At 59.0% G+C, this 21,842-nt stretch carries 15 protein-coding genes; 8 read left to right on the top strand and 7 right to left on the bottom strand.

Annotated elements, in window-relative coordinates:
• Positions 1 to 15 precede the first annotated feature (15 nt).
• Positions 16 to 1,143, bottom strand: a complete 1,128-nt coding sequence (locus ABH912_RS05310; protein ID WP_429509899.1) for an extracellular solute-binding protein — start codon at positions 1,141 to 1,143, stop codon at positions 16 to 18.
• A gap of 417 nt (positions 1,144 to 1,560) precedes the next feature.
• Between ABH912_RS05310 and ABH912_RS05305 the strand changes: the two genes are divergently transcribed.
• The 3 genes from ABH912_RS05305 (at position 1,561) to ABH912_RS05295 (ending at position 5,077) form a co-directional block, all read left to right on the top strand.
• Positions 1,561 to 2,343 (top strand): creatininase, encoded by a 783-nt coding sequence (locus ABH912_RS05305; protein ID WP_429509898.1) that lies wholly within the window; start codon positions 1,561 to 1,563, stop codon positions 2,341 to 2,343.
• A 71-nt stretch (positions 2,344 to 2,414) separates the two neighbouring features.
• Positions 2,415 to 3,794, top strand: a complete 1,380-nt coding sequence (gene gabP, locus ABH912_RS05300; protein ID WP_429509896.1) for a GABA permease — start codon at positions 2,415 to 2,417, stop codon at positions 3,792 to 3,794.
• Positions 3,795 to 4,060: 266 nt separating this feature from the next.
• Positions 4,061 to 5,077: a GlxA family transcriptional regulator gene (locus ABH912_RS05295; protein ID WP_033055213.1), complete on the top strand. Its 1,017-nt coding sequence runs from the start codon at positions 4,061 to 4,063 to the stop codon at positions 5,075 to 5,077.
• A gap of 136 nt (positions 5,078 to 5,213) precedes the next feature.
• Here the strand turns inward: ABH912_RS05295 and ABH912_RS05290 are convergent, their stop codons facing one another.
• The 3 genes from ABH912_RS05290 to ABH912_RS05280 all read right to left on the bottom strand — a co-directional run bounded on the left by ABH912_RS05290 (position 5,214) and on the right by ABH912_RS05280 (position 9,202).
• The gene (locus ABH912_RS05290; RefSeq protein ID WP_429509894.1) at positions 5,214 to 6,554 is read right to left on the bottom strand and encodes an MFS transporter; all 1,341 of its coding nucleotides are present in this window, start codon (positions 6,552 to 6,554) and stop codon (positions 5,214 to 5,216) included.
• A 224-nt stretch (positions 6,555 to 6,778) separates the two neighbouring features.
• Complete coding sequence (locus tag ABH912_RS05285; RefSeq protein ID WP_033054978.1) at positions 6,779 to 7,990, bottom strand: M24 family metallopeptidase; 1,212 nt, start codon at positions 7,988 to 7,990, stop codon at positions 6,779 to 6,781.
• Positions 7,991 to 8,236: 246 nt separating this feature from the next.
• The gene (locus ABH912_RS05280; protein ID WP_429509893.1) at positions 8,237 to 9,202 is read right to left on the bottom strand and encodes a GlxA family transcriptional regulator; all 966 of its coding nucleotides are present in this window, start codon (positions 9,200 to 9,202) and stop codon (positions 8,237 to 8,239) included.
• A gap of 433 nt (positions 9,203 to 9,635) precedes the next feature.
• On the opposite strand from ABH912_RS05280, the gene mexE reads away from it, so the two are divergent.
• From mexE to ABH912_RS05265, 3 genes are read left to right on the top strand one after another with little or no spacing between them, the layout of a single operon-like run.
• Positions 9,636 to 10,889 (top strand): multidrug efflux RND transporter periplasmic adaptor subunit MexE, encoded by a 1,254-nt coding sequence (gene mexE / locus ABH912_RS05275; protein WP_429509891.1) that lies wholly within the window; start codon positions 9,636 to 9,638, stop codon positions 10,887 to 10,889.
• Between the two features lie 12 nt (positions 10,890 to 10,901).
• On the top strand, positions 10,902 to 14,084 hold the full coding sequence (locus ABH912_RS05270) for an efflux RND transporter permease subunit (protein WP_033054980.1): 3,183 nt from the start codon (positions 10,902 to 10,904) through the stop codon (positions 14,082 to 14,084).
• Positions 14,081 to 15,502 (top strand): efflux transporter outer membrane subunit, encoded by a 1,422-nt coding sequence (locus ABH912_RS05265; protein WP_033054981.1) that lies wholly within the window; start codon positions 14,081 to 14,083, stop codon positions 15,500 to 15,502. Before ABH912_RS05270 ends, ABH912_RS05265 begins: the two co-directional genes overlap by 4 nt.
• A 141-nt stretch (positions 15,503 to 15,643) precedes the next feature.
• Here the strand turns inward: ABH912_RS05265 and ABH912_RS05260 are convergent, their stop codons facing one another.
• From ABH912_RS05260 to ABH912_RS05250, 3 genes are read right to left on the bottom strand one after another with little or no spacing between them, the layout of a single operon-like run.
• Positions 15,644 to 16,609 (bottom strand): biotin/lipoyl-binding protein, encoded by a 966-nt coding sequence (locus ABH912_RS05260; RefSeq protein WP_429509890.1) that lies wholly within the window; start codon positions 16,607 to 16,609, stop codon positions 15,644 to 15,646.
• Between the two features lie 4 nt (positions 16,610 to 16,613).
• Complete coding sequence (locus ABH912_RS05255; RefSeq protein ID WP_033054985.1) at positions 16,614 to 16,814, bottom strand: DUF1656 domain-containing protein; 201 nt, start codon at positions 16,812 to 16,814, stop codon at positions 16,614 to 16,616.
• Positions 16,804 to 18,951 (bottom strand): FUSC family protein, encoded by a 2,148-nt coding sequence (locus ABH912_RS05250; RefSeq protein WP_429509888.1) that lies wholly within the window; start codon positions 18,949 to 18,951, stop codon positions 16,804 to 16,806. The genes ABH912_RS05255 and ABH912_RS05250 overlap by 11 nt, the downstream gene beginning before the upstream one ends.
• Positions 18,952 to 19,154: 203 nt before the next feature.
• On the opposite strand from ABH912_RS05250, the gene ABH912_RS05245 reads away from it, so the two are divergent.
• Complete coding sequence (locus tag ABH912_RS05245) at positions 19,155 to 20,210, top strand: tetratricopeptide repeat protein (protein WP_033054989.1); 1,056 nt, start codon at positions 19,155 to 19,157, stop codon at positions 20,208 to 20,210.
• A gap of 117 nt (positions 20,211 to 20,327) precedes the next feature.
• Positions 20,328 to 21,830: an ATPase domain-containing protein gene (locus ABH912_RS05240; protein ID WP_429509886.1), complete on the top strand. Its 1,503-nt coding sequence runs from the start codon at positions 20,328 to 20,330 to the stop codon at positions 21,828 to 21,830.
• The last annotated feature ends 12 nt before the right edge of the window (positions 21,831 to 21,842 follow it).

Raw genomic sequence — 21,842 nt, 5'->3', positions numbered from 1 at the left:
CCTCCACGCGTCTCGTCAAGCACCCTTGTATTGCGACCAGAAGTCGTTCCACTCCTCCAGGCTCTGCTGGATCGGGAGCTCGCGGTACTTGATGCGGCCATCGCGGATGTCATCCATGACGTTGCGCTGACCGAGCACCATGCCTTGGCGCTTTGCTTCGGCGGGATCGGTCTGGTTCAGCAACTCCCAGCCTTTTTTGCTGGGGATGAGCGCGGGATAGGCGGCCATCTTCGCCGACTTGACCTGGCCTTGCGGTGAGGTGATGTATTGGATGAACTTCTTCGCCAGGTCCGGGCTATGCGCCTTCCTGGCGATGCAGTAGGACTCCGTCCATTGCAAACCGCCCTCCTGTGGCAGCACGGTTTTTACCGGTGCACCGGCGCGCTGCAAGACACCGGTTATCCAGTCGCCGATGCCGCACATGGCATGGATCTGACCGTTTTTCAGCGAAGAAAAGGTTCCGCCATAATCGAAGAACCCCCCAATCTGCGGGCGCAGGCTCATCATTTTCTGCTGGACGGTTTGCCAGTGCGCCGCGTCGATGTCGTAAGGACGCGCGTTGCCACTCAACAGACTGACCTGCCCAAGGTTCGGCAGGTGCCAGTCGAAATGCCCGACCTTGCCCTTGAGGCTTGGGTCCCAGAACACGTCATAGCTGCGAACTTTGGCTTCGGGAACAAGCTGGGTGTTGTAGGCGATGCCCAGAAATCCAAAGCGAATCAGCACCGAATAGAGCTTGTCACCCTGCCAGTGACCGGGGAAATGCTGGAATTCCGGGTAGAAGTCGTCAAACGGGTAGTCCGCGGGGTCGAGTTGTTCGATGTATTCGGCGGCGTTGAGTTGCTGAACATATTCGGCGTCGGACAGGATCAGATCGAAGGTGCCGGGCGGGGATTGCGCGATCAGCCCCAGCATGTTGTCCCCACCGGTGTAGTACTTGGCCCGGACCTTGACCCGGTATTGGCGTTCGAAATCGGCGACGATGTCCGGCTCGGCGTGTCCGGCCCATGCCAGGATGACCAGTTCTTTTTCCGCAGCTGCAAAGCTTCTCAAGGGCAGGAAACCGGAAAGCGCTGCCGTGCCTGCCAGGATGCTGGTGGTCTTGAGAAATGTACGGCGTGAAAGGTCGATGCGATTTGTCATTGTTGTCTCTCCCGGGTGATGGAAAGTGCGTCTGTCCGTTTCATCCTTTTGCCTTGCCTCCTGCTGCCGCTGCCAACCCCCAAGCATCAATGGCTGGCTGGATGCATTGCAGCAGATCGCCATCACCCATTTTTGTACGCGCCCGACCCGGACTTTGTCAGATCCGACCCCGACGCCTTCTTACCCGATTGCGGCGAATGCCGGTCCGATAACCGGACAGAAACGTCAAACCACAGGGTGTTTTGTCAATTACGGGTCGGATTTAGACAAATCGGCGCTCTCCCCCTCTGATCGAATTGTTCTACGCGCCACCTGTGATTTCTGCCATCCGAAAGGGCTGGTCAGACACCAGGCAAACGCCCCCCATCCAACGGTGAGCAGTCACCCAGCGGTCAATTATTTTCAGAGGGTGTGTAGATGAACAACAGCGTGGTTATTGGAGAGCTCACGTGGCCGGAGTATGCCGAGAAGGTCGCTACCGGCTGCCCGATCTTTCTGCCAGTAGGCGCACTCGAACAGCATGGCCATCACCTGTGCATGGAGGTCGATGTTCTGCTGCCGACTGCGATATGCAAGGCGGTCGCGCAAAATGTCAGCGGCCTGGTTCTGCCTGCACTCGCCTATGGCTACAAGTCCCAGCAGAAATCAGGAGGCGGCAACCACTTTCCCGGAACGACCAGTCTCGATGGCGCCACGCTGACCCATACCGTGCAGGACATCATCAGAGAACTGGCGCGCCACGGCGCACGCAAACTGGTGATGATGAACGGTCACTATGAAAACTCGATGTTCATTGTCGAGGGCATTGACCTTGCGCTGCGGGAACTTCGTTACGGTGGCATCAATGACTTCAAAGTCGTGGTGCTGTCCTATTGGGACTTCGTCAACGATCCGGGCGTCATCGAAAAGCTGTACCCCGATGGATTCCTCGGATGGGACATCGAACATGGCGGCATTTTCGAAACGTCCCTGATGCTGGCGCTTCACCCCGACAAGGTCGACCTGAGTCGCGCCGTCGATCACCCGCCAGCGACTTTCCCGCCATACGACGTCTTCCCCATCATCCCGGCGCGCACTCCGGCCTGCGGAACACTGTCATCCCCTAAAGGTTCCAGTCGCGAGAAAGGCGAGTTGATTCTTGAAGTGTGTGTCTCAGGCATCAGCGCCGCCGTACGAGAGGCTTTCGATTTAGAGACATAACGAGCACAAGGACGCGCCAAAACAACAACCCGCCGTTAACCCTCCAAAGCATAATAAAAAGGGTAAGTCTCATGTCCAGCAGCTCAACTCTGGCCCCAGGCCTCAAACAACGTCACGTCACCATGTTGTCCATTGCCGGTGCCATCGGTGCCGGCCTGTTCATCGGCTCGGGACACGCCATCGCGTCTGCGGGACCGGCCGCCATTCTGGCGTACATTTTTTCCGGCACCCTGGTGGTGCTGGTCATGCGCATGCTGGGAGAAATGGCCGTCGCATCGCCTGATACAGGCTCATTTTCGACCTATGCCGAGCGGGCGATGGGACGTACCGCCGGTTTTACCATTGGCTGGCTGTACTGGTGGTTCTGGGTGCTGGTCATTCCCATCGAAGCCATTGCCGCTGCTGCGATTTTGCACGCCTGGTTTCCCTCGATACCCACCTGGGAATTCGCGATTGCCGTAACCGGTCTGCTGACATTGACCAACCTGTTCAGTGTCGCTCGTTACGGGGAGTTCGAATTCTGGTTCGCCATGCTCAAAGTCATTGCTGTACTGGGCTTTATCGCGCTTGGCGCACTTGCCCTGGCCGGTGCTTTACCTGATACGAGCGTCAGTGGTGTCGTCCAGTTGAGTAAAGAGTTTGGTGGTTTCATGCCCAATGGCATGACCGCTGTTATCGGTGCGATGCTCACCACAGTGTTCAGCTTCATGGGCACGGAAATCGTCACCATCGCAGCAGCAGAATCGCGCAACCCCTCCAAACAGATCACCCGCGCGACCAACTCTGTTGTCTGGCGCATGGGGATTTTCTACATCGTCTCGGTGTTCCTCATCATCTCCATCGTGCCCTGGAACGACCCGATGCTGATGCAAGTCGGCTCTTATCAGAGAGCGCTTGAGTTGATGAATATTCCACACGCGAAAATGATTGTAGATATCGTCGTCCTGATCGCTGTCGCCAGTTGCCTTAACTCAGCCATTTATACGGCGTCACGCATGGTCTTTTCACTGAGCAAGCGCGGGGATGGCCCCCGAATCCTGCAAAAGACCTCTTCTTCAGGGGTGCCCTACATTGCCGTGCTGGCCAGTACAGCGGTTGGCTTCCTGACCACGGCACTGAATTATTTTGCCCCTGACGAAGTGTTCTCCTTCCTCTTGGCCAGCTCGGGCGCTGTCGCACTGCTGGTCTACCTGGCCATTGCTGTTTCTCAATTGGTACTTCGTAAAAAGATGAATGCTTCAGGGCAGCCGATCGTCTTCAAGATGTGGTTTTACCCTTGGCTCAGTTACCTGGTTATCTTCTGCATCTTGAGCATTTTGATAGTCATGCTGATATTGCCCGAGCATCGCATGGAAGTGATCGCCACAGGTGCGCTCACGCTGTCCATTGTCTGTATGAGTGCCATTTTCAACGCCAGGAAGGGCACCGTGCGCACAGCCGAACTGGCGTGAACACCTCAATCCTCGACGCATCATTTACAGTCCGCGCCAACGATTAACCGTTCACCTCTTTCCGGCCCGCTTCCCACGATGAGCGGGCCGGTTTTTTTTACCCTTCTTCTCCTCCTTCTTCCTCCCCGACAGGCCTATTGATCCGGGACACGGTGTAATATCCGCCTACCCGCAAGCAGGGTTAACAACCATAAAAACGAGATGATGTTGCCGAGTCGGCGGCTTGCCGAAGAGCACTTCACTTTTGCAGTTGAGGAGCGGTAATGATGGCGAAACTCCAAGTGGCGAAAACCGCTGCCGGACGTTCGGCTAATGAACAACGACCGGTAAAAACCGTGGGTTTTCTGGTCATCCCCAACTTCACCACCATCGGCTTCGCCTCCGCTGTGGAAACCTTGCGCATGGCCAATATGGCAGCGCGCAAACCGATGTTCCGCACGGTGATCATCGCCGCCAGCCTGGAGCCGGTCACCGCCAGCAATGGCATGCGCATACTGCCCGACTACACCATCAACGACGCACCCAAGCTCGACATTCTGTTCGTTGTCGGCTCCAACCCGATCGTTTCCAACCACAGCAGCCGACCGTTGCTCAATTGGCTACGCAAGCTGGCACATGATCAGGTGCCGTTGGGCGGGATTTGCACGGGCAGTCATTTGTTGGCACGTGCCGATTTGCTCAAAGGCTATCGCTGCACGATTCACTGGGAAGACATCGAAGCGCTGAAGGAGCGTTTCCCGGGGATCATCATTTCCAACCAGCTGTTCGAGCTGGATCGGGACCGCTACACCTGCTCCGGTGGCGTGGCGTCCATGGACATGACGCTGCAATTGATTGCCCGCGAACCCGGTGGTCGGGACATCGCAGCCCATGCGGCCGAGCTGTTGCTGTGTGATCGGGTGCGGGGGGCGCAGGAGCAACAGCGGGTGCCGTTGCGGCAAAAACTGGGCACCTCCCAACCCAAGCTCAGTCAGATGGTGGCGATCATGGAGGCCAACCTCGAAGAGCCGGTGGGTCTTGAGGAGCTCGCGCGGTTGAATGAGGTGTCGGTGCGGCAACTGGAACGGCTGTTTCACAAACACCTGCAGCGCACGCCCAGCCAATACTACCTGGAGCTACGCCTTTCACGGGCTCGTCAGTTACTGCTGCGTAGCGAGTCGCAGGTACGCGACGTCGCCCTCGCCTGCGGGTTTGTATCGCCGGCGCATTTCTCCAAGTGCTACAGCCGTTTCTTCGGCATATCGCCCATTGGTGAGCGCAAGCAAGTGGCGGCGGTGCATTGAGTGCTGCCATTGAACATTGATGTTAGCTGCACTGGCCTCTGCGCGAGCAGGTCCGCCCCCACAGTCAGCCGAGTTGCCCAGGAGGACGCGGCTTGATGTGGGAGCGGGCTTGCCCGCGAAGAGGCCGTGGGGTCGCCTAGTCCTGCAATGCCTTATGCGCCGTTTCCCGGCTCGCCAGCATGGCAACCAACGCCACCGCCGCTGCCGCCAGCAGGTACCAGGCCGGGGCCATTTTGTTGCCGGTCAGCTGGATCAACCAGGTCGCAATAAACGGCGCGGTGCCACCGAACACGGCATTAGCGATGTTGAAGCTGAAGGCAAAGCCACTGAAGCGTACGCGGGTGGGGAATATCTCGGCGAGGAAGCACGGCAAGGTGCCGTCGTTCATCGCCAGGATGGCGCCGAAGGCAATCTGGATCATCAAGATCACGATCAGCGGCTGGTTCTCCAGCATGCCGAACAGTGGAAAAGTCAGCGCCAGGAACAGCACCGAAGCGGTCAGCAACATGGTCTTGCGGCCGAACCGGTCCGACAGCTTGCCCATCAGGAAAATCAGGCCGATGTAGGTCGCCAGCGACACCGTCGACGCCAGGAACGAATCACTCTCGCTCATGCCCATCTCAGTGGACAGATACGTCGGCATGTAGCTGAGCAGCAGGTAAAACGCCACGGCGTTCAGGCAGGTCACGCCAATCCCGATCAATACGCTACGCCGATGTACGGTCAGCAATTCGCGAACAGGTGCGTGGGTCGCGCACTCCTTCGCTTCCAGGCGCTTTTCCATCTCCAGAAACTTGGGTGTGTCTTGCAAACTCATGCGGATGTAGCGCCCCACCAGCCCGAACGGCGCTGCCAGCAAAAAGGGCAAGCGCCAGCCCCAACTGTGCAGGTCTTCGACGCTCATCCACGCATGCAACCCCGCCACGAACACCGCACCAAACAGCAGACCGGCCGCCGTGCTCGCCGGGACAATGCTGGTGTACAAACCGCGTTTACCCTCGGGGGCGTACTCGGCGAGAAAGGCCGATGCCCCGGCGTATTCACCCGAAGCCGAGAAGCCCTGGCACAAGCGAATCAGCAGCAACAACGCCGGTGCCAACAGGCCAATATGGTGATAAGTCGGCAGGATGCCGATGCAAAAGGTCGAGATCGACATGATCAGGATCGACCAGGACAATGCACTGCGCCGCCCGTACTTGTCGCCAAAGTGGCCCCAGACCAGGCCCCCCAAAGGGCGAACGATAAACGACAGCGCGAACACCGCGAAGGTCGCCAGCAACGCACTTGCCTTGTCGGTTTGCGGGAAAAACGTCAGCGCGATCACGGTGGCCAGATAGCCGTAGGCCGCATAGTCGAACCACTCGACGAAGTTGCCCATGAAGCTGGCACTGGCAGCACGCCGCAAGGCCTTGCGCTCGGCGGTCTGTTCAAGTTTTTGCGCCAGGGTCGGCGTCAGGCTTGCACTTTGAGTGCTCATTGGGCACCTCCTGTGTTAGAGGTACGGCGATCAGGAAAAAGCGTCGGGACGTAGTACATGACAAAACCCTCTATTGTTTTACTTGGCAGGGTTAAGGCTCGTTAGATGCTGCGCGCTCTTGGGTGCGTATGCGTCGTTTTTTCCGGTTTATCTAAACCACCGGGAAGATTTTTCCCACTCATCAACATAAAACGCCGCACAGGTTCACTGTGCGGCGCAAAGTCTTACTTCTTGATGATGTTGTGTTCCGGGCCATACGGGAACTTGGTGATGTTCTCCCCGCCCTGTTCGTTGACGATCAAAATGTCGTGCTCACGATAACCGCCGGCCCCCGGAAGGCCTTCGGGCAACATGATCATCGGTTCAATGGACACCACCATTCCTGGCTCCAGTACCGTGTCGATGTCTTCGCGCAGTTCCAGCCCGGCTTCACGGCCGTAGTAATGGCTCAGCGTACCGAAGGAGTGACCGTAGCCGAAGGTACGGTATTGCAGCAGATCGTGTTCCAGGAAAATCTCGTTCAATTGCTGGGCGATATCACAGCAGCGCATGCCCGGTTTGATCAGTTTCAGACCGGCCTCGTGCACTTTGACGTTCACTTCCCACAAACGCAGATGCTCGTCGGAACAGTGATCCAGGAACAGGGTACGTTCCAGTGCGGTGTAGTAACCGGCAATCATCGGGAAGCAATTGAGGCTGAGAATGTCGCCCTTGTTGACCTTGCGCGACGTCACCGGGTTATGGGCGCCGTCGGTGTTGATGCCGGACTGGAACCAGGTCCAGGTGTCCATCAGTTCGGAGTCCGGGAACGTACGGGCAATCTCGCGGACCATGGCTTGGGTGGCGTGCAGGGCCACTTCGTATTCTGGAACCTGATCACGCAAGGCTTCGACGATGGCAGCGCCGCCGATGTCCGCCACGCGTGCACCATGACGGATGATCGCGTGTTCTTCGGCGGACTTGATCATGCGCATACGCATGCAGGGCGCGGCGATATCCACCAGCTCGGCCTGCGGATAACGACTGGCAAGCTTGTCGCGGTTGAGCAAATTCAGATGGTCGAACTCAATACCGATACGCCCGGCCTTGGGTAACGCTTGCTGGATCGCAACAAAATAGTTATCACGCTGCCAGTCGGTGTAGACAATATTCTCAGTGCCCATGGTGCGGCGCCATGGTTGACCGCCATCGATGTTGGCGCTGATGGTCACGGCACTGTCCTGGGTCACTACCAATGCGTACTGGCGACCGAACGAGCAGTAGAGAAAATCGCTGTAGTAATTGATGTTGTGATAGGACGTGAAGACGGCCGCGTCGATGTTGTTCTGCGCCAGGTACGCCCGTAATTTGGCCTGGCGATTGGCATATTCTTGCGCCGAGAACGTCGGTGCCACTTTTTCGCCGTTCTTGATCTGGATGGTTTTCGGCATTTGCATATCATTTATCCTTGTCAGTGATTGATCGACGGGAAGCGCCACTCTGGCGGGCCGCTGAAGATCATTCGAACAGATGCAAGGTGAGGTTTTTTGCGCGAATCCGACCTGTAGTTGACCAGATCCGCTCTTCGCCAACGTGGCCCAAAAGGCCATACACCAGAAACGACAATGCCCCCGGCAAGCGCAGTGAAAGCCGCTTGGCGGAGGCATTGGAATTGGCACAGTGAATTGCGGTTTGACGGCCTCTCAGGACCTCGTCGTGGGTTGATCCGCTTCCATATGATCGCGCGCGTGCGCACCAAAGTATTGACGGTAGCAACGGAAAAAGTGCTGCAGTGAAACAAATCCGCATTGTTGCGCGATATCTTTCATTGGCCGTTTAGTGGTCTGCAGTAACTGACGTGCCTGTTGCAAGCGCAAGTCCAGATAATGCCGCGACGGCGAACAACCCAGGTTGCGTTTAAACAGCCGCTCCAGATGCCGGCGGGAAATGCCCATGGATTCGGCCAGTTCGTCGATAGCCAATGTACGAGTCAGGTGCTCATTCATCAACGCCAGCGTCGCCTGAAGTTTTGCTGGCGCGTTGTACACCGATTGCAGTGGCCGGGCCTGCCGGGTCACGTGTTTTTCCATACGCAGCACCAGGCCGCGACCGTGGGACCGGGCCAGCAGTTCGTGCATTAACCCTTGGACGGCCTGTGGGCCGACGCATGTCAGACGTTGGCGGTCGACACAAAAAGGTGCGGCCACCGGGCTCAAATCGCTGGAAGTCGTAAACGACAGCGACGGATCGGGTTCAGGCAGGCTGCAACGGAAACCGTCCAGCGCGCCAGTCTGCGCCAGCAGCCAACCAGCCTTGCCTAATGCGCCCAGGCCCACCGGCTGCGCAGCCCAGTAGTGCAACTTTTGGCGCACTGCTGGAGACTCCGCCTGAGCGTGCAGGTTATCGCCGCCACAGAGGATCAAAACGTCCAGGGGTTGTACCTGATCCAGTCGGGTAGTGGCGGTGGCAATGCCGTTGCTGGCGTTCAGATCGCGACCTTCCAGGCTGAGAATCTGCCATATACAGACGCTACGTCCAGCCATCTGGTTGGCCAGGCGCAAGGGTTCCAGCGCATTGGCCAGAGCATAAAAATCAAAGTCTTCCAGCAACCAGAAGCCGATGCGCAGTGTCGGCGGGTGTTGCCGACAAGATTCAGTCAGTGTCAGCATGTAGCGCTCTCCTGTTGCTCAGGGTGGTTCCGTCCCCAATCGAGTTCACTGCCAGCCTGCCACGGGAGGTTTCTTTATGTTTGTCATGCATGCCGGCGCGCCGATTCGAGGTTCTCAGGAACGAATTGTGGGCGTCGAGGATCAGCCGGAAGTGCCAGAAATCGACCCCCAAATGTTCGTCGCTACCACTTGAGGTCAACACGAGGCCATAGGCATTGGTGCGGCCGTGGCCCCGGCCTGGACTTTTGCAGTCCAGGCAACACTGAATTGTCATCAGCCCAATTGATAGCCGCCTAACGAAAGGTGCATGCTAGAGAGCTTGGCTGGCGCTTATATCATTCCGAATGATAGTTACCTTTGCCTCATTCGATTCGTGCGATACAACCTCGCCGAGCATCATCCGTCCATTCTCAATACATTGGCGGATGCATCCATGGAACAATCACTCAAACATTTACGCTTCCCGTTGGCCCTGTTGGCCGTACTGGTGATGAGCGCCTGCGGCAAGACTCCGGACACGGCCGCCACTATGCCCGCAGCCAAAGTCAGCGTGGCCAAGGTGCTGGAACAACCGGTTAACGAGTGGGACGAATTCACCGGGCGCCTCGAAGCCCCGGAAACCGTAGAAATACGTCCACGGGTCTCTGGTCAGATCGATGAAGTGGCCTTCACTGAAGGCGCTTTGGTCAAAAAAGGCGACCTGTTGTTCCAGATCGACCCGCGTCCATTCCAGGCCGAGGTTCGCCGCCTCGAAGCACTGGTTGCCCAGTCCCGCGCCAACGCCACCCGCAGCGAAAACGAATCCCAGCGCGGTGAGCGTCTGCGCACCAGCAACGCGATCTCCGCCGAGCTGGCCGATTCGCGCACCAGCGCTGCTCAAGAAGCCCGCGCCGCCGTCGGTGCCCTCCAGGCACAACTGGACCTGGCCAAACTGAACTTGAGCTTCACCCGTGTCACTGCACCGATCAGTGGTCGTGTCAGCCGCGCGGAAATCACCGCCGGCAACCTGGTGACCGCCGATACCACCGCGCTGACCAGTGTGGTGTCCACCGACAAGGTCTACGCCTACTTCGACGCCGATGAGCGTGTGTTCCTCAAATACACCCAGCTCGCTCGCCAGGGCAAACGCGGTGCCACCACCCCGGTTTACCTCGGTCTGTCCAACGAAGACGGCAACCCACACCAGGGCGTGATGAACTTCATCGACAACCAGGTCAACCCGAAAACCGGCACCATCCGCGGTCGTGCCGTGTTCGACAACAGCGACGGCGCCTACACCCCAGGCCTGTATGCCCGCCTGAAACTGGTCGGCAGCGGCACCTATTCCGCCGTGCTGATCAACGACGAAGCGGTCGGTACCGATCTGGGTAAAAAGTTCGTGCTGGTGATGGATGCCGACAACAAGACGGTGTACCGCTCGGTCGAGCTGGGTCCGAAGATCGAAGGTTTGCGCATCGTGCGCAGCGGCCTGAGCAAGGACGACACCGTCATCGTCAAGGGTCTGCAACGGGTTCGCCCTGGTTCGCCGGTCACACCAGAAGTGATCCCGATGGCCAGTGAACAAACCCTCGCGGCACTCGCACAACAACGACAAGCGCTGGAAGCCAGCAACCTGCCCCAAGTCGCACCTGCCAAGGTCGCGCCGGGTTCGGTTGTGAAACTGGCTGCTGCGACACCACGCGGTTAAGGGATCTCTACGATGAATTTTTCCCAATTCTTCATTTCACGGCCGATCTTTGCAGCGGTACTTTCGCTGCTGATCCTGATCGCCGGTGCCATCTCGCTGTTCCAGCTGCCGATCAGCGAATACCCGGAAGTGGTTCCTCCGACCGTTGTGGTTCGTGCGAACTTCCCGGGTGCCAACCCTAAAGTCATCGGTGAAACCGTGGCCGCTCCACTGGAGCAAGCGATCACCGGCGTCGAGAACATGCTGTACATGTCCTCGCAGTCCACCGCTGACGGCAAGATCACCCTGACCATTACCTTTGCTCTGGGCACTGACCTGGACAACGCACAGGTACAGGTGCAGAACCGCGTGACCCGGACCGAGCCGAAACTTCCCGAGGAAGTGACGCGCATCGGTATCACCGTGGACAAGGCTTCGCCCGACCTGACCATGGTTGTGCACTTGACCTCGCCGGACAAACGCTACGACATGCTCTACCTGTCCAACTACGCCTTGCTCAACATCAAGGATGAGCTGGCGCGTCTGGGCGGTGTCGGTGACGTGCAGCTGTTCGGCATGGGCGATTACTCGCTGCGGGTCTGGCTCGATCCGAACAAGACCGCTTCGCGCAACCTGACCGCCACCGACGTTGTGACCGCAATTCGTGAACAGAACCGTCAGGTGGCTGCCGGTGCACTGGGTGCGCCACCTGCGCCGAGTGCCACCGCGTTCCAGCTGTCGGTCAACACCCAAGGCCGTCTGGTTTCTGAAGAAGAGTTCGAGAACATCATCATTCGCTCCGGCGAAAACGGTGAAATTACTCGCCTGAAAGACATCGCTCGCATTGAGTTGGGTTCCAGCCAATACGCCTTGCGTTCGCTGCTTAACAACCAACCGGCGGTGGCGATCCCGATCTTCCAGCGCCCGGGCTCCAACGCGATCGAAATCTCCAACGAAGTGCGCGACAAGATGGCGGAGCTGAAAAAGAGCTTCCCGGAAGGCATGGACTTCAGCATCGTCTATGACCCGACGATCTTCGTGCGCGGCTCCATCGAGGCGGTGGTTCACACCCTCTTCGAAGCGCTGATCCTCGTTGTTCTGGTGGTGATCCTGTTCCTGCAAACCTGGCGTGCCTCGATCATTCCGTTGGTGGCAGTGCCTGTTTCGCTGATCGGTACGTTTGCCGTGATGCACCTGTTTGGCTTCTCGCTGAACGCCCTTTCACTGTTTGGCCTGGTGTTGGCCATCGGTATCGTGGTGGATGACGCCATCGTGGTGGTGGAGAACGTCGAGCGAAACATTGGACTGGGACTAACGCCGGTCGAAGCAACCAAGCGGGCCATGCGTGAAGTGACCGGCCCGATCATCGCGACGGCGCTGGTGCTGTGTGCGGTGTTTATCCCGGCGGCCTTCATCTCCGGGTTGACCGGGCAGTTCTACAAGCAGTTCGCCCTGACCATTGCGATCTCGACCGTGATCTCGGCGTTCAACTCGCTAACCCTGTCGCCAGCGCTGGCTGCCGTGTTGCTCAAAAGCCATGACGCACCGAAGGACCGTTTCTCCAAGGTCCTCGACAAGATTTTCGGTGGCTGGCTGTTCCGTCCGTTCAACCGCTTCTTTGACAAGGCCAGCCACGGTTATGTCGGCACGGTAGGCCGGGTTATCCGCAGCAGCGGTATCGCCCTGCTGTTGTACGCAGGCCTGATGGTGCTGACCTTCTTCGGTTTCGCCAACACCCCGACCGGTTTCGTCCCCGGCCAGGACAAGCAATATCTGGTGGCCTTCGCGCAACTGCCGGACGCCTCGAGCCTGGACCGTACCGAAGACGTGATCAAACGCATGTCCGACCTGGCCCTGAAACAGCCTGGCGTAGAAAGTGCCGTGGCCTTCCCTGGCCTGTCGATCAACGGTTTCACCAACAGTCCTAACGCCGGCATCGTGTTCGTGACCCTGAAACCGTTTGATGAGCGTAAAGACCCGAGCATGTCCGCCGGTGCAATTGCCGGTGCATTGAACGGCCAGTTCGCCGGGATTCAGGAAGCCTACATGGCGATCTTCCCGCCGCCGCCGGTACAAGGCCTGGGCACCATTGGTGGTTTCCGCCTGCAGATCGAAGACCGGGGCAACCTGGGTTATGACGAGCTGTACAAAGAAACCATGAACATCATCACCAAGAGCCACAACGTGCCGGAACTGGCCGCCCTGTTCACCAGCTACACCGTGAACGTGCCACAGGTCGATGCCGCTATCGACCGCGAAAAAGCCAAGACCCACGGCGTGGCCGTCAGCGACATCTTCGACACCCTGCAGATTTACCTGGGTTCGCTGTATGCCAACGACTTCAACCGCTTTGGTCGTACCTATCAGGTCAACGTTCAGGCTGAACAGCAGTTCCGTCTCGAACCGGACCAGATCGGTCAGCTGAAAGTGCGTAACAACAAAGGCGAGATGATCCCGCTGGCGACCTTCATCAAGGTCAGCGACACCTCGGGGCCGGACCGCGTGATGCACTACAACGGCTTCATCACCGCTGAAATCAACGGTGCGGCAGCCCCCGGCTACAGCTCCGGCCAGGCCGAAAAAGCCATCGAGAAACTGCTCAAGGAAGAACTTCCGAACGGCATGACCTACGAGTGGACCGACCTGACCTACCAGCAGATTCTGTCCGGTAACACCGCACTGTTCGTATTCCCGCTCTGCGTACTGCTGGCGTTCCTGGTACTCGCGGCACAGTACGAAAGCTGGAGCCTGCCACTGGCGGTGATCCTGATCGTACCGATGACCTTGCTGTCAGCCATCACCGGTGTGATTGCTTCGGGAGGCGACAACAACATCTTCACCCAGATCGGCTTGATCGTACTGGTGGGGCTTGCCTGTAAGAACGCGATTCTGATCGTCGAGTTTGCCAAGGACAAACAGCAGGACGAAGGCCTCAGCCCGCTCGCCGCGGTACTGGAAGCTTGCCGCCTGCGTCTGCGGCCGATCCTGATGACATCCTTCGCGTTCATCATGGGTGTTGTGCCTCTGGTCTTCTCCAGCGGTGCCGGTGCCGAAATGCGTCATGCCATGGGTGTGGCGGTGTTCTCGGGGATGCTCGGGGTGACCTTCTTCGGTCTGTTGCTGACGCCAGTGTTCTACGTATTGATTCGTAATTTTGTGGAGCGCGGTGAAAAGCGCAAAGCGGCCAAGGCCCTGAAACTGGAGGCGCAACAATGAGCCTGAAAGCCTTCCTCCCGAGCCTTCTGGTACTGGCCCTGAGTGCCTGCGCCGTCGGCCCGGACTACAAGACCCCAGCCACTGAGCCGGCCAACATCACCACCGCCACCGATGGCAGCGCCGGTCAGAAGAACTTCGACCGCTCGCGTTTCGAAGGCATCTGGTGGCAGCAGTTTGAAGATCCAACCCTCAACCAGTTGGTGACTCAATCGCTGCAAGGCAACCGTGATTTGCGCGTAGCCTTCGCTCGCTGGAAAGCGGCCCGGGCCATTCGCGATGACGTCAGCAATGACGCCATGCCAACCATCACCAGCCGGGTCAGCAGTGACCTGGCCAAGGGTCAGATCCCGGGCCAGACCACCAAGCGGGTCAATAGCGAACGCTACGACCTCGGTCTGGACATGGCGTGGGAGATCGACCTGTTTGGCCGTATCCAGCGCAACCTGGAATCGGCCGACGCCGAACAGCAAGCGCTCGAAGCCGATCTGTACCAACTGCAAGTCTCGATGATTGCCGAACTGGTGGATGCCTACGGACAACTGCGCGGTGCACAGCTGCGGGAAAAGATCGCCCTGGCCAACCTGAACAATCAGCAAGAGTCGAGCAAGATTACCGTCAGCCTGCGTGATGCCGGCGTCGGCGATCAGCTCGATGTGGTTCGCGCCGATGCACGCCTGGCGTCCGTCGAAGCCAGCGTGCCGCAATTGCAGGCCGAACAGGTTCGACAGAAAAACCGCATCGCTACCCTGTTGGGTGAACGTCCGGACAAGCTGACCGTCGACCTGAGTCCAAAAGACTTGCCGGCGATCGCCAAGGCCCTGCCGATCGGTGATCCGGGAGAACTGCTGCAGCGTCGTCCGGACATTCTCAGCGCCGAACGCAAACTGGCTTCCGCCACTGCCCGTATCGGCGTGGCCAAGGCTGATTTGTTCCCTCGGGTCAGCCTCAGCGGTTTCCTGGGCTTCACCGCCGGGCGCGGTTCGCAAATCGGTTCCTCGGCGGCCAACGCCTGGGCGCTGGGCCCAAGCATTACCTGGGCGGCGTTCGACCTTGGCAGCGTGCGCGCCCGTTTGCGGGGCGCCGATGCGGATGCCGAAGGCGCCCTGGCGACCTACGAGCAGCAAGTACTGCTGGCGTTGGAAGAATCGGAAAACGCCTTTAGCGACTACGGCAAACGTCAGCAGCGCTTGATCTCGCTGATTCGTCAGAGCGAATCCAGTCGCGCTGCGGCCGACCTCGCCGAAATTCGCTACCGCGAAGGCACGGCGGACTTCCTCGTCCTGCTCGACGCCCAGCGTGAGCGTCTGGCGGCTGAAGACACCCAGGCCCAGGCCGAAGTCGATCTGTATCGCGGCATTGTCGCGATTTACAAAGCCCTGGGCGGTGGCTGGCAACCAGAGACGGTTGCCAGCAAGTAAAGTTTCAACGAGCTCCTTTGGTTGGTAGCAACCAACCATTTCCTTTGCCCCGCGCCTCATTCGGTCGCGGGGCTTTTTTTTGCCTGCACGCTTGTTGAGTCCACCACATTCCCCTGTGGGAGCGGGCTTGCTCCCACAGGGTTAGCGGTGTTCTTGAGTCTCGCGGTTTTCCAGGACCGTTACGGTGGCCGTGGTCCCGGCACGCAGTCGATTTTTGGCAGCGTAATCGGCGTCGATCTGTATCCTCACCGGCACCCGTTGCGCCAGCTTGACCCAGGTGTAACTGGGGTTGATGTTGGCCAGCAGGCGACCGCCGGGCAGGTTCTCCCGGTCGGAAATGGCGAAGGCAATGCTTTGCACAGTGCCGCCGAAGGTTTCGCCACTCATCAATTCGATCCTGACCCGGTCGCCCTCCTCGATTCGCGGCAGCTTGGTTTCCTCAAAGTAACCGCTGACATAGAACGAGTTGCTGTCCACCAGCGCCAACAGCGCGCCGCCGGCTGCGGCGTAGTCACCCTGACGGGTCAGCAGGTTGGTGACGTAACCCGTCACGGGCGCTTCGACCCGCGTGCGCTGCAAGTCCAGTTCGGCCTGGGTCAATGCGGCGATGGCCAATTGCACGTTGGCCCGGGCCAAGCCGAGGTTAGCCTGGTTGCGCAGCAACTCGGCCTGTGCCACCGCCACTTCCGTGCTGGATTTCTCCCATTCTTCGCCAGAAATGGCGAACCGCTGCTTGAGCGTGCGCCGTCGGTGCTCTTCACTCTGACGCTGGCGGAGCAACGCTTCACTGGCGACAATCGTTGCCTCGGACTGGCCAAGGGTGGCTTTCGCCACTTCCACCGAGCGCTTGGCATGCTCCACCGCCAGGACATAGCGCGCCGGGTCGATTTCCAGCAGCAACTGGCCTTTCTCCACATGCTGGTTGTCCTGCACGCCCAGGCCAACGATGCGCCCCGAGACATCGGCGGACAAGGTCACCACATCGGCACGCACCCGCGCATCGCGGGTCCAAGGGGCGCGGGTGTAATGTTCCCAGGCAAACCAGCCGAGAACTAAGGCCAGCAACACCACCGCCACCGTCGCAAGTCGGGCAAGGATCTTCTTCAAAGCATCAAGCTCCCATTACCAGAATCAGCGTTGCGCAAACGCAGGCGTACAACGCGCCTTCGAACAAGGCTTCATGCCAGACGAACCGCAGCACGCCGAGGCGGCGCAAGATCCAGTCCAGCACCAGGTAAATCGGTAGCGCCAGCAATAACGCCTGGGCAATCGGCGGCAAGTAGACGCCACCCAACTCAAAATCAATGGGCAAGGGCCGACACTCCTTCCGTTGCTGCGGGTTGAAAGTATTTGCGATGTCGCTCCAGAAACGACACCACGATCAACAACGCCACGCGCATCCGGAATACCGACCACAAGTGTTCATGAACGTCTAAATGCAAGTCGTCCATTTCATCGCCCAAGACACGCAGGTTCCCGAGCAGTTGCTCAAGGTCAATCCCGGGCCGCCCGGCGATCAATCGTCCAGTCTCACGGACGGCAGCGAGCAAACGGTTTTGTTGATCAGTACTGAGCAAGGTGTTGCTCTGCCCCTGTTGCCTGAGCTGGTTCAGCGCCACACCCAGCGCCATGCACCCGAGGCTGACTTCGAATAGCTCGCTGGATGGCTTGTCGTTGGTGGCCGGCAGCAGCCCCAACATCATGGTCAGGCGATCGACCATGCGGCTTTCAAACGCAAATTGATGCTCATCGGTGGCCGGCGTCTTTAGCAAAGCGTAGACCTGCTCACAGTTCTCATTGAACAGTCGGCGCATCCGCAACGCGGGCCTGAACGGGAAGATCAAGGCGTAGACACTGAGCGCCAGCGCGGCTGCGCAGATATAGGAACCGGCAAACTCGAACCACTGAATGGCGCTGTTTTGGCCGATTTCCGTGTTTTGCGGGCCCAGCAACAGAATGGTCGTCAGCCCAAGACCAATGCCTGTACCCGTGGTTGGCGGACTGGACAACCCCACCGCGACGGCATACAGCAAGGGGGTCAACAACAAGGCGAGTAACTCGAAGTCACTGATCATCGGTATCAGCAGGAACAGATACAGCGCCGATACCACCAAGGCCAGGCCCAGCCCCCTGGCAAAGCTTTGGCTGGCCAGCATCGGCCGCGGAAACGTCGCCATCAGCGAACACAGAATCCCCACCACGATCATCCCGCCACGTGCCCCGTCCCAAGCGGTTTCGATCCAGATCAGACCGGCTACCACCAATGCGGTAAATGCGCGGATCGCGTTCATTGCCGCCAGAGTGAAGTCCAGATGCAAGGGGTTGTCCTGGCCGCGAAACATGCTACTGGCCGCACGCCCGTCCTGGATTGCGTCGCTCAGTTCGAGAATCTGGCCGAGCTGCTCCAGCATCCGCGCCTGTTCCCAGCGCAGAGCCCAGGCCAGTGAACGCAGGGTGGCTGGCATTGTCTCGGTGAGTTGTTCGGCCTTGTAGGCCTGGTCATCGAAACGCTGTTGCAGCGCAGAGAAACGCTGCCGGGCCTTGGTCGACAATGATCGCCCCTGCAAGGCCAATTCATCGAGAAAGACCAGTTCTTCGGCGCGTAATCGCTGTACTTCCTCCGGCAAGGCACCTTTCCAGCGCTCGGCAAGCAGCTCCCGCTGGTGACGCAAAGCCGTCAGCCGCGACGTCAACAACACCAGCTGATTGCCCAGCAACTGCACCAACTCATTGGAGCTGCGCAACCGGGGTGCATCGAAATACAAATGCCGCCGTACGCCTTCCAGGGCACTGATCGCGCCGAGCAGTTGCATCTGCCGTCGATGGAAATCGGCTTCGCTTTCCTCGGTCCGAATGACCGCAGCGGCGTGGGTCGCGAGCAGCTTGATGACCTGATCGATCTTCGCGAAGTAATCCCGGGCCACGGCTTCCGGTCGCGCCGTAAGCAGGCTGACCACGCACACGCAAGCCACGGCCAATAGCGTCTCGGTCACGCGGGTGACGGCGAGAAGGAACGTACCGTCCTGATCGGGTATTGCCAGCAGTGCCACGACCACCGCCGTGTACCCGCTCAAAACAAACGCCTGGGAACTGGTGTAGCGCAACAAGGTGCCACCGGCGGTACAGAGCGCCAGCCACAAGGCCAGGGTGAGGATGAAAGGCAGGGGCGCCTGGGGAAAGATCGCCATGATCAACACCGCCACGACCGCCCCGAGCGTGGTGCCGATGACCTGGCCGAAACTGCGGGCCAGGGCCATGCCGCCCAATGGCTGGCTGACGATGACCACCGCCATGATCGACCACTTGGGTTGCTCAAGGTCGAACAGGAACGCCAGATACAACGTCAGCAACCCGGCCGCGATGGTCCGCAGGGCGAACAACGCCACTCCGGGGCCGGGGTTGAGTATCGCTTTGAAGTACTGAAGCAGCGGTTGCATGGGAACGCTCATCGAGTCATCTCCAGCAAGCGTAGTCACTGCCAAGGCGCCTCGACGGGTTTCAATGTCGACGCAACCTGTAGGTAAAATCATCGAAAATCCAGACCGCGTTGAATCGACTGACTCACGTATCGAACAAGTCTGGGTTTGACTCACAGCCTTGCCTGACCGAAGCTGGCTACTTTGCAACAGCTTGCCAGCTCCCGGATTCCTGCATGCCCCAGTCTCGCCGCTACTTGCTCATCAGCCTCTGCGTTCTGTTTGCCATCGGCCTTGCCTGGTTTTTCCTGCGCAGCACAACCCCCGTGGTGCCGGAGGCGATCAAGCGCGGCTACAGCGAGGCGCTGAATCAGGCGCGCGCAGGCCAGCCGGGTGCAGCGCGGGTCCTTTACCAGCAATTGGGCCGCTCCGATATATCGGTAAAACGCCGCGTCTGGTTGCATGCCGAACTGCCCAACTACCCCAGCTCCGTGGCCCTGAAACTGGCGGATGCGGACTTGCAGCATGAATCGCCGGACGTGCGCATCGCGGCGATCAGAAGCATCAGCGGCCTGGTGCCCAGCGGTCAACGCAGCCTGCTGCTCGGCCCGTTACTCGATGACAGCGAACAGCGCGTCCGCTATGCCGCCGTGAACGCCTTGCTGGGGCTGTCGCCGGACGATCTCGGTTTGTACTTCGGGCCGCTGGAGCAAGCCATCGACGCCTGGGAACAAGACCTGAAGAGTCAACCGGAAAGCGCCGACAACCAATATCAACTGGCTCGGCTGCATCTGCACAATGCCGAATTGAAAGAGGCGCAGCAGGCGCTAGAGAACACCTTGCGTCTTGCGCCCGGCAACCTGCCCGCGCTGGTGATGCAAATCGACGTGCTGGATCGCCTGGGCCAAAACGATGCTGCCCGGCAACTGTTGGCCAAGCAGCTAAAAGCTCAGCCCGACTCGGCCTACCTGCAACATGCCTTGGGACTCTGGCTGCTGCATCACGGGCAAAGTGAATTCGCCCTGCTCGGCCTTTCCAAAGCCGTGGAGCTGGAGCCGGACAACAAGGATTACCGCTACGACCTGGCCACCACGCTTCACGATGAACAGGAGCTGGAAGCGGCGCAGAAACAGTTGCAGGAGATCGTCCAGCGCCACCCGGCCGACCGGAGAGCCCGGGTATTGTTGATCAACTACTGGAAAGAAAGCGGCCAACTGCAGAACGTGCAGATTCTGCTGGCGCAACTTGAACAACTCAATCCCGACGACCCCGCCTTACAGCAAGGGCTTTAACAACAACAAAAAATTTCGTTGAACTCGTCGTCTCGGCCCAGGGTCAAGAGAACAGGCAGCTCATACAGGCACTCACGGCCTGCTGCCTCGTTTCCCCTAGTCATGAGAGGGCATTTTTTGTCTACATCTAACGAGTTGATCAGTGCAAAAGCCGCCACCGGCATCGAAGGTCTGGATGACATCCTGGCCGGTGGCTTGTCCCGCGGGCATGTGTTTTTACTGGAGGGTGAACCCGGTACCGGCAAAACCACCGTCGCTTTGCATTTCCTGTTGGCCGGCGCTCGTGCCGGCGAGCGCTCGTTGTACATCACCCTGTCCGAGACCGAACGCGAATTGCGCCAAGGGGCTTTGTCCCACGGCTGGGAACTGGATGAGAACATCCACATCTTTGAGCTGACGCCCCCGGAAAGCCTGCTCAATGCCGAGCATCAGCAGAGCTTGTTGTATTCCTCGGACCTTGAACTGGGCGAAGCCACCAAGCAGATTTTCGAAGTGGTCGAACGGATCAAGCCGACCCGCGTGGTGCTCGACAGTCTTTCCGAGATCCGTCTGCTGGCCCAAAGCTCATTGCGCTACCGTCGCCAGATCCTCGCGATCAAACATTACTTCGTGCGCTATGACGCCACAGTGGTGTTACTGGACGACCTGACCACCGAATCCCTCGACAAAACCGTGCACAGTGTGGCCCACGGCGTTGTTCGCCTTGAAGAACTGACCCCCAACTATGGCGCCGAGCGGCGGCGCATCCGTGTGGTGAAATATCGCGGTCAGAAGTACCGTGGCGGTTATCACGACTTCACCATCATGGGCGATGGCGTGCATGTTTTTCCGCGTCTGGTGGCCGCCGAACATCGCGGTCGCTATGTCCGCCAGCAATTGTCCAGTGGCATCAAGGCCATGGACGCCCTGCTCGGCGGCGGGATCGAGACCGGTTCCAGCACGTTGATCCTCGGCCCGGCCGGTACCGGCAAATCGCTGATCTCGATGATCTTCGCCGCTGCCGCCGTGGCCCGAGGCGAAAAAGCCGCGCTGTTCATTTTCGATGAAGAGCTTGGGTTGCTGTTCGAGCGCATGAAGAACATCGGCATCGACCTCAAGGCGCTGCAAGACACCGGCAACCTGATGATCGAGCAAGTGGACGCGGCTGAGTTGTCCCCCGGCGAGTTTTCCTACCGGGTTCGTCGCTGCGTCGATGAGGGCAATATCAAGACCGTGGTGATCGACAGCATCAATGGCTATCAGGCGGCGATGCCCGAAGAAAACGCGCTGGTACTGCACATGCACGAGTTGCTGCTGTACCTCAATCGCCAGGGTGCCGCGACCTTCATGACCGTCGCCCAGCATGGACTGGTCGGTGACATGCAAGCCCCCGTCGACATCACCTATCTGGCCGACACGGTCATCCTGCTGCGCTACTTCGAGGCATTGGGCAAGGTTCGCCGGGCGATCTCGATTATCAAGAAACGCACGGGCAGCCATGAGTCAACCATTCGGGAATACCGCATCAGCGCTCAGGGCATGACCATTGGTGAACCACTGGATGCCTTTCAGGGGGTATTGCGGGGTGTCCCGACCTATCTGGGTGCCAGCAATCCTTTGCTTGAGGAGCAAAACCCGTGATTGCCAAGGAAG

Source organism: Pseudomonas sp. BT76 TE3572 (assembly GCF_050435365.1).
GTDB lineage: Bacteria > Pseudomonadota > Gammaproteobacteria > Pseudomonadales > Pseudomonadaceae > Aquipseudomonas > Aquipseudomonas fluorescens_W.
This window is presented reverse-complemented; position numbering and strand designations above follow the sequence as displayed.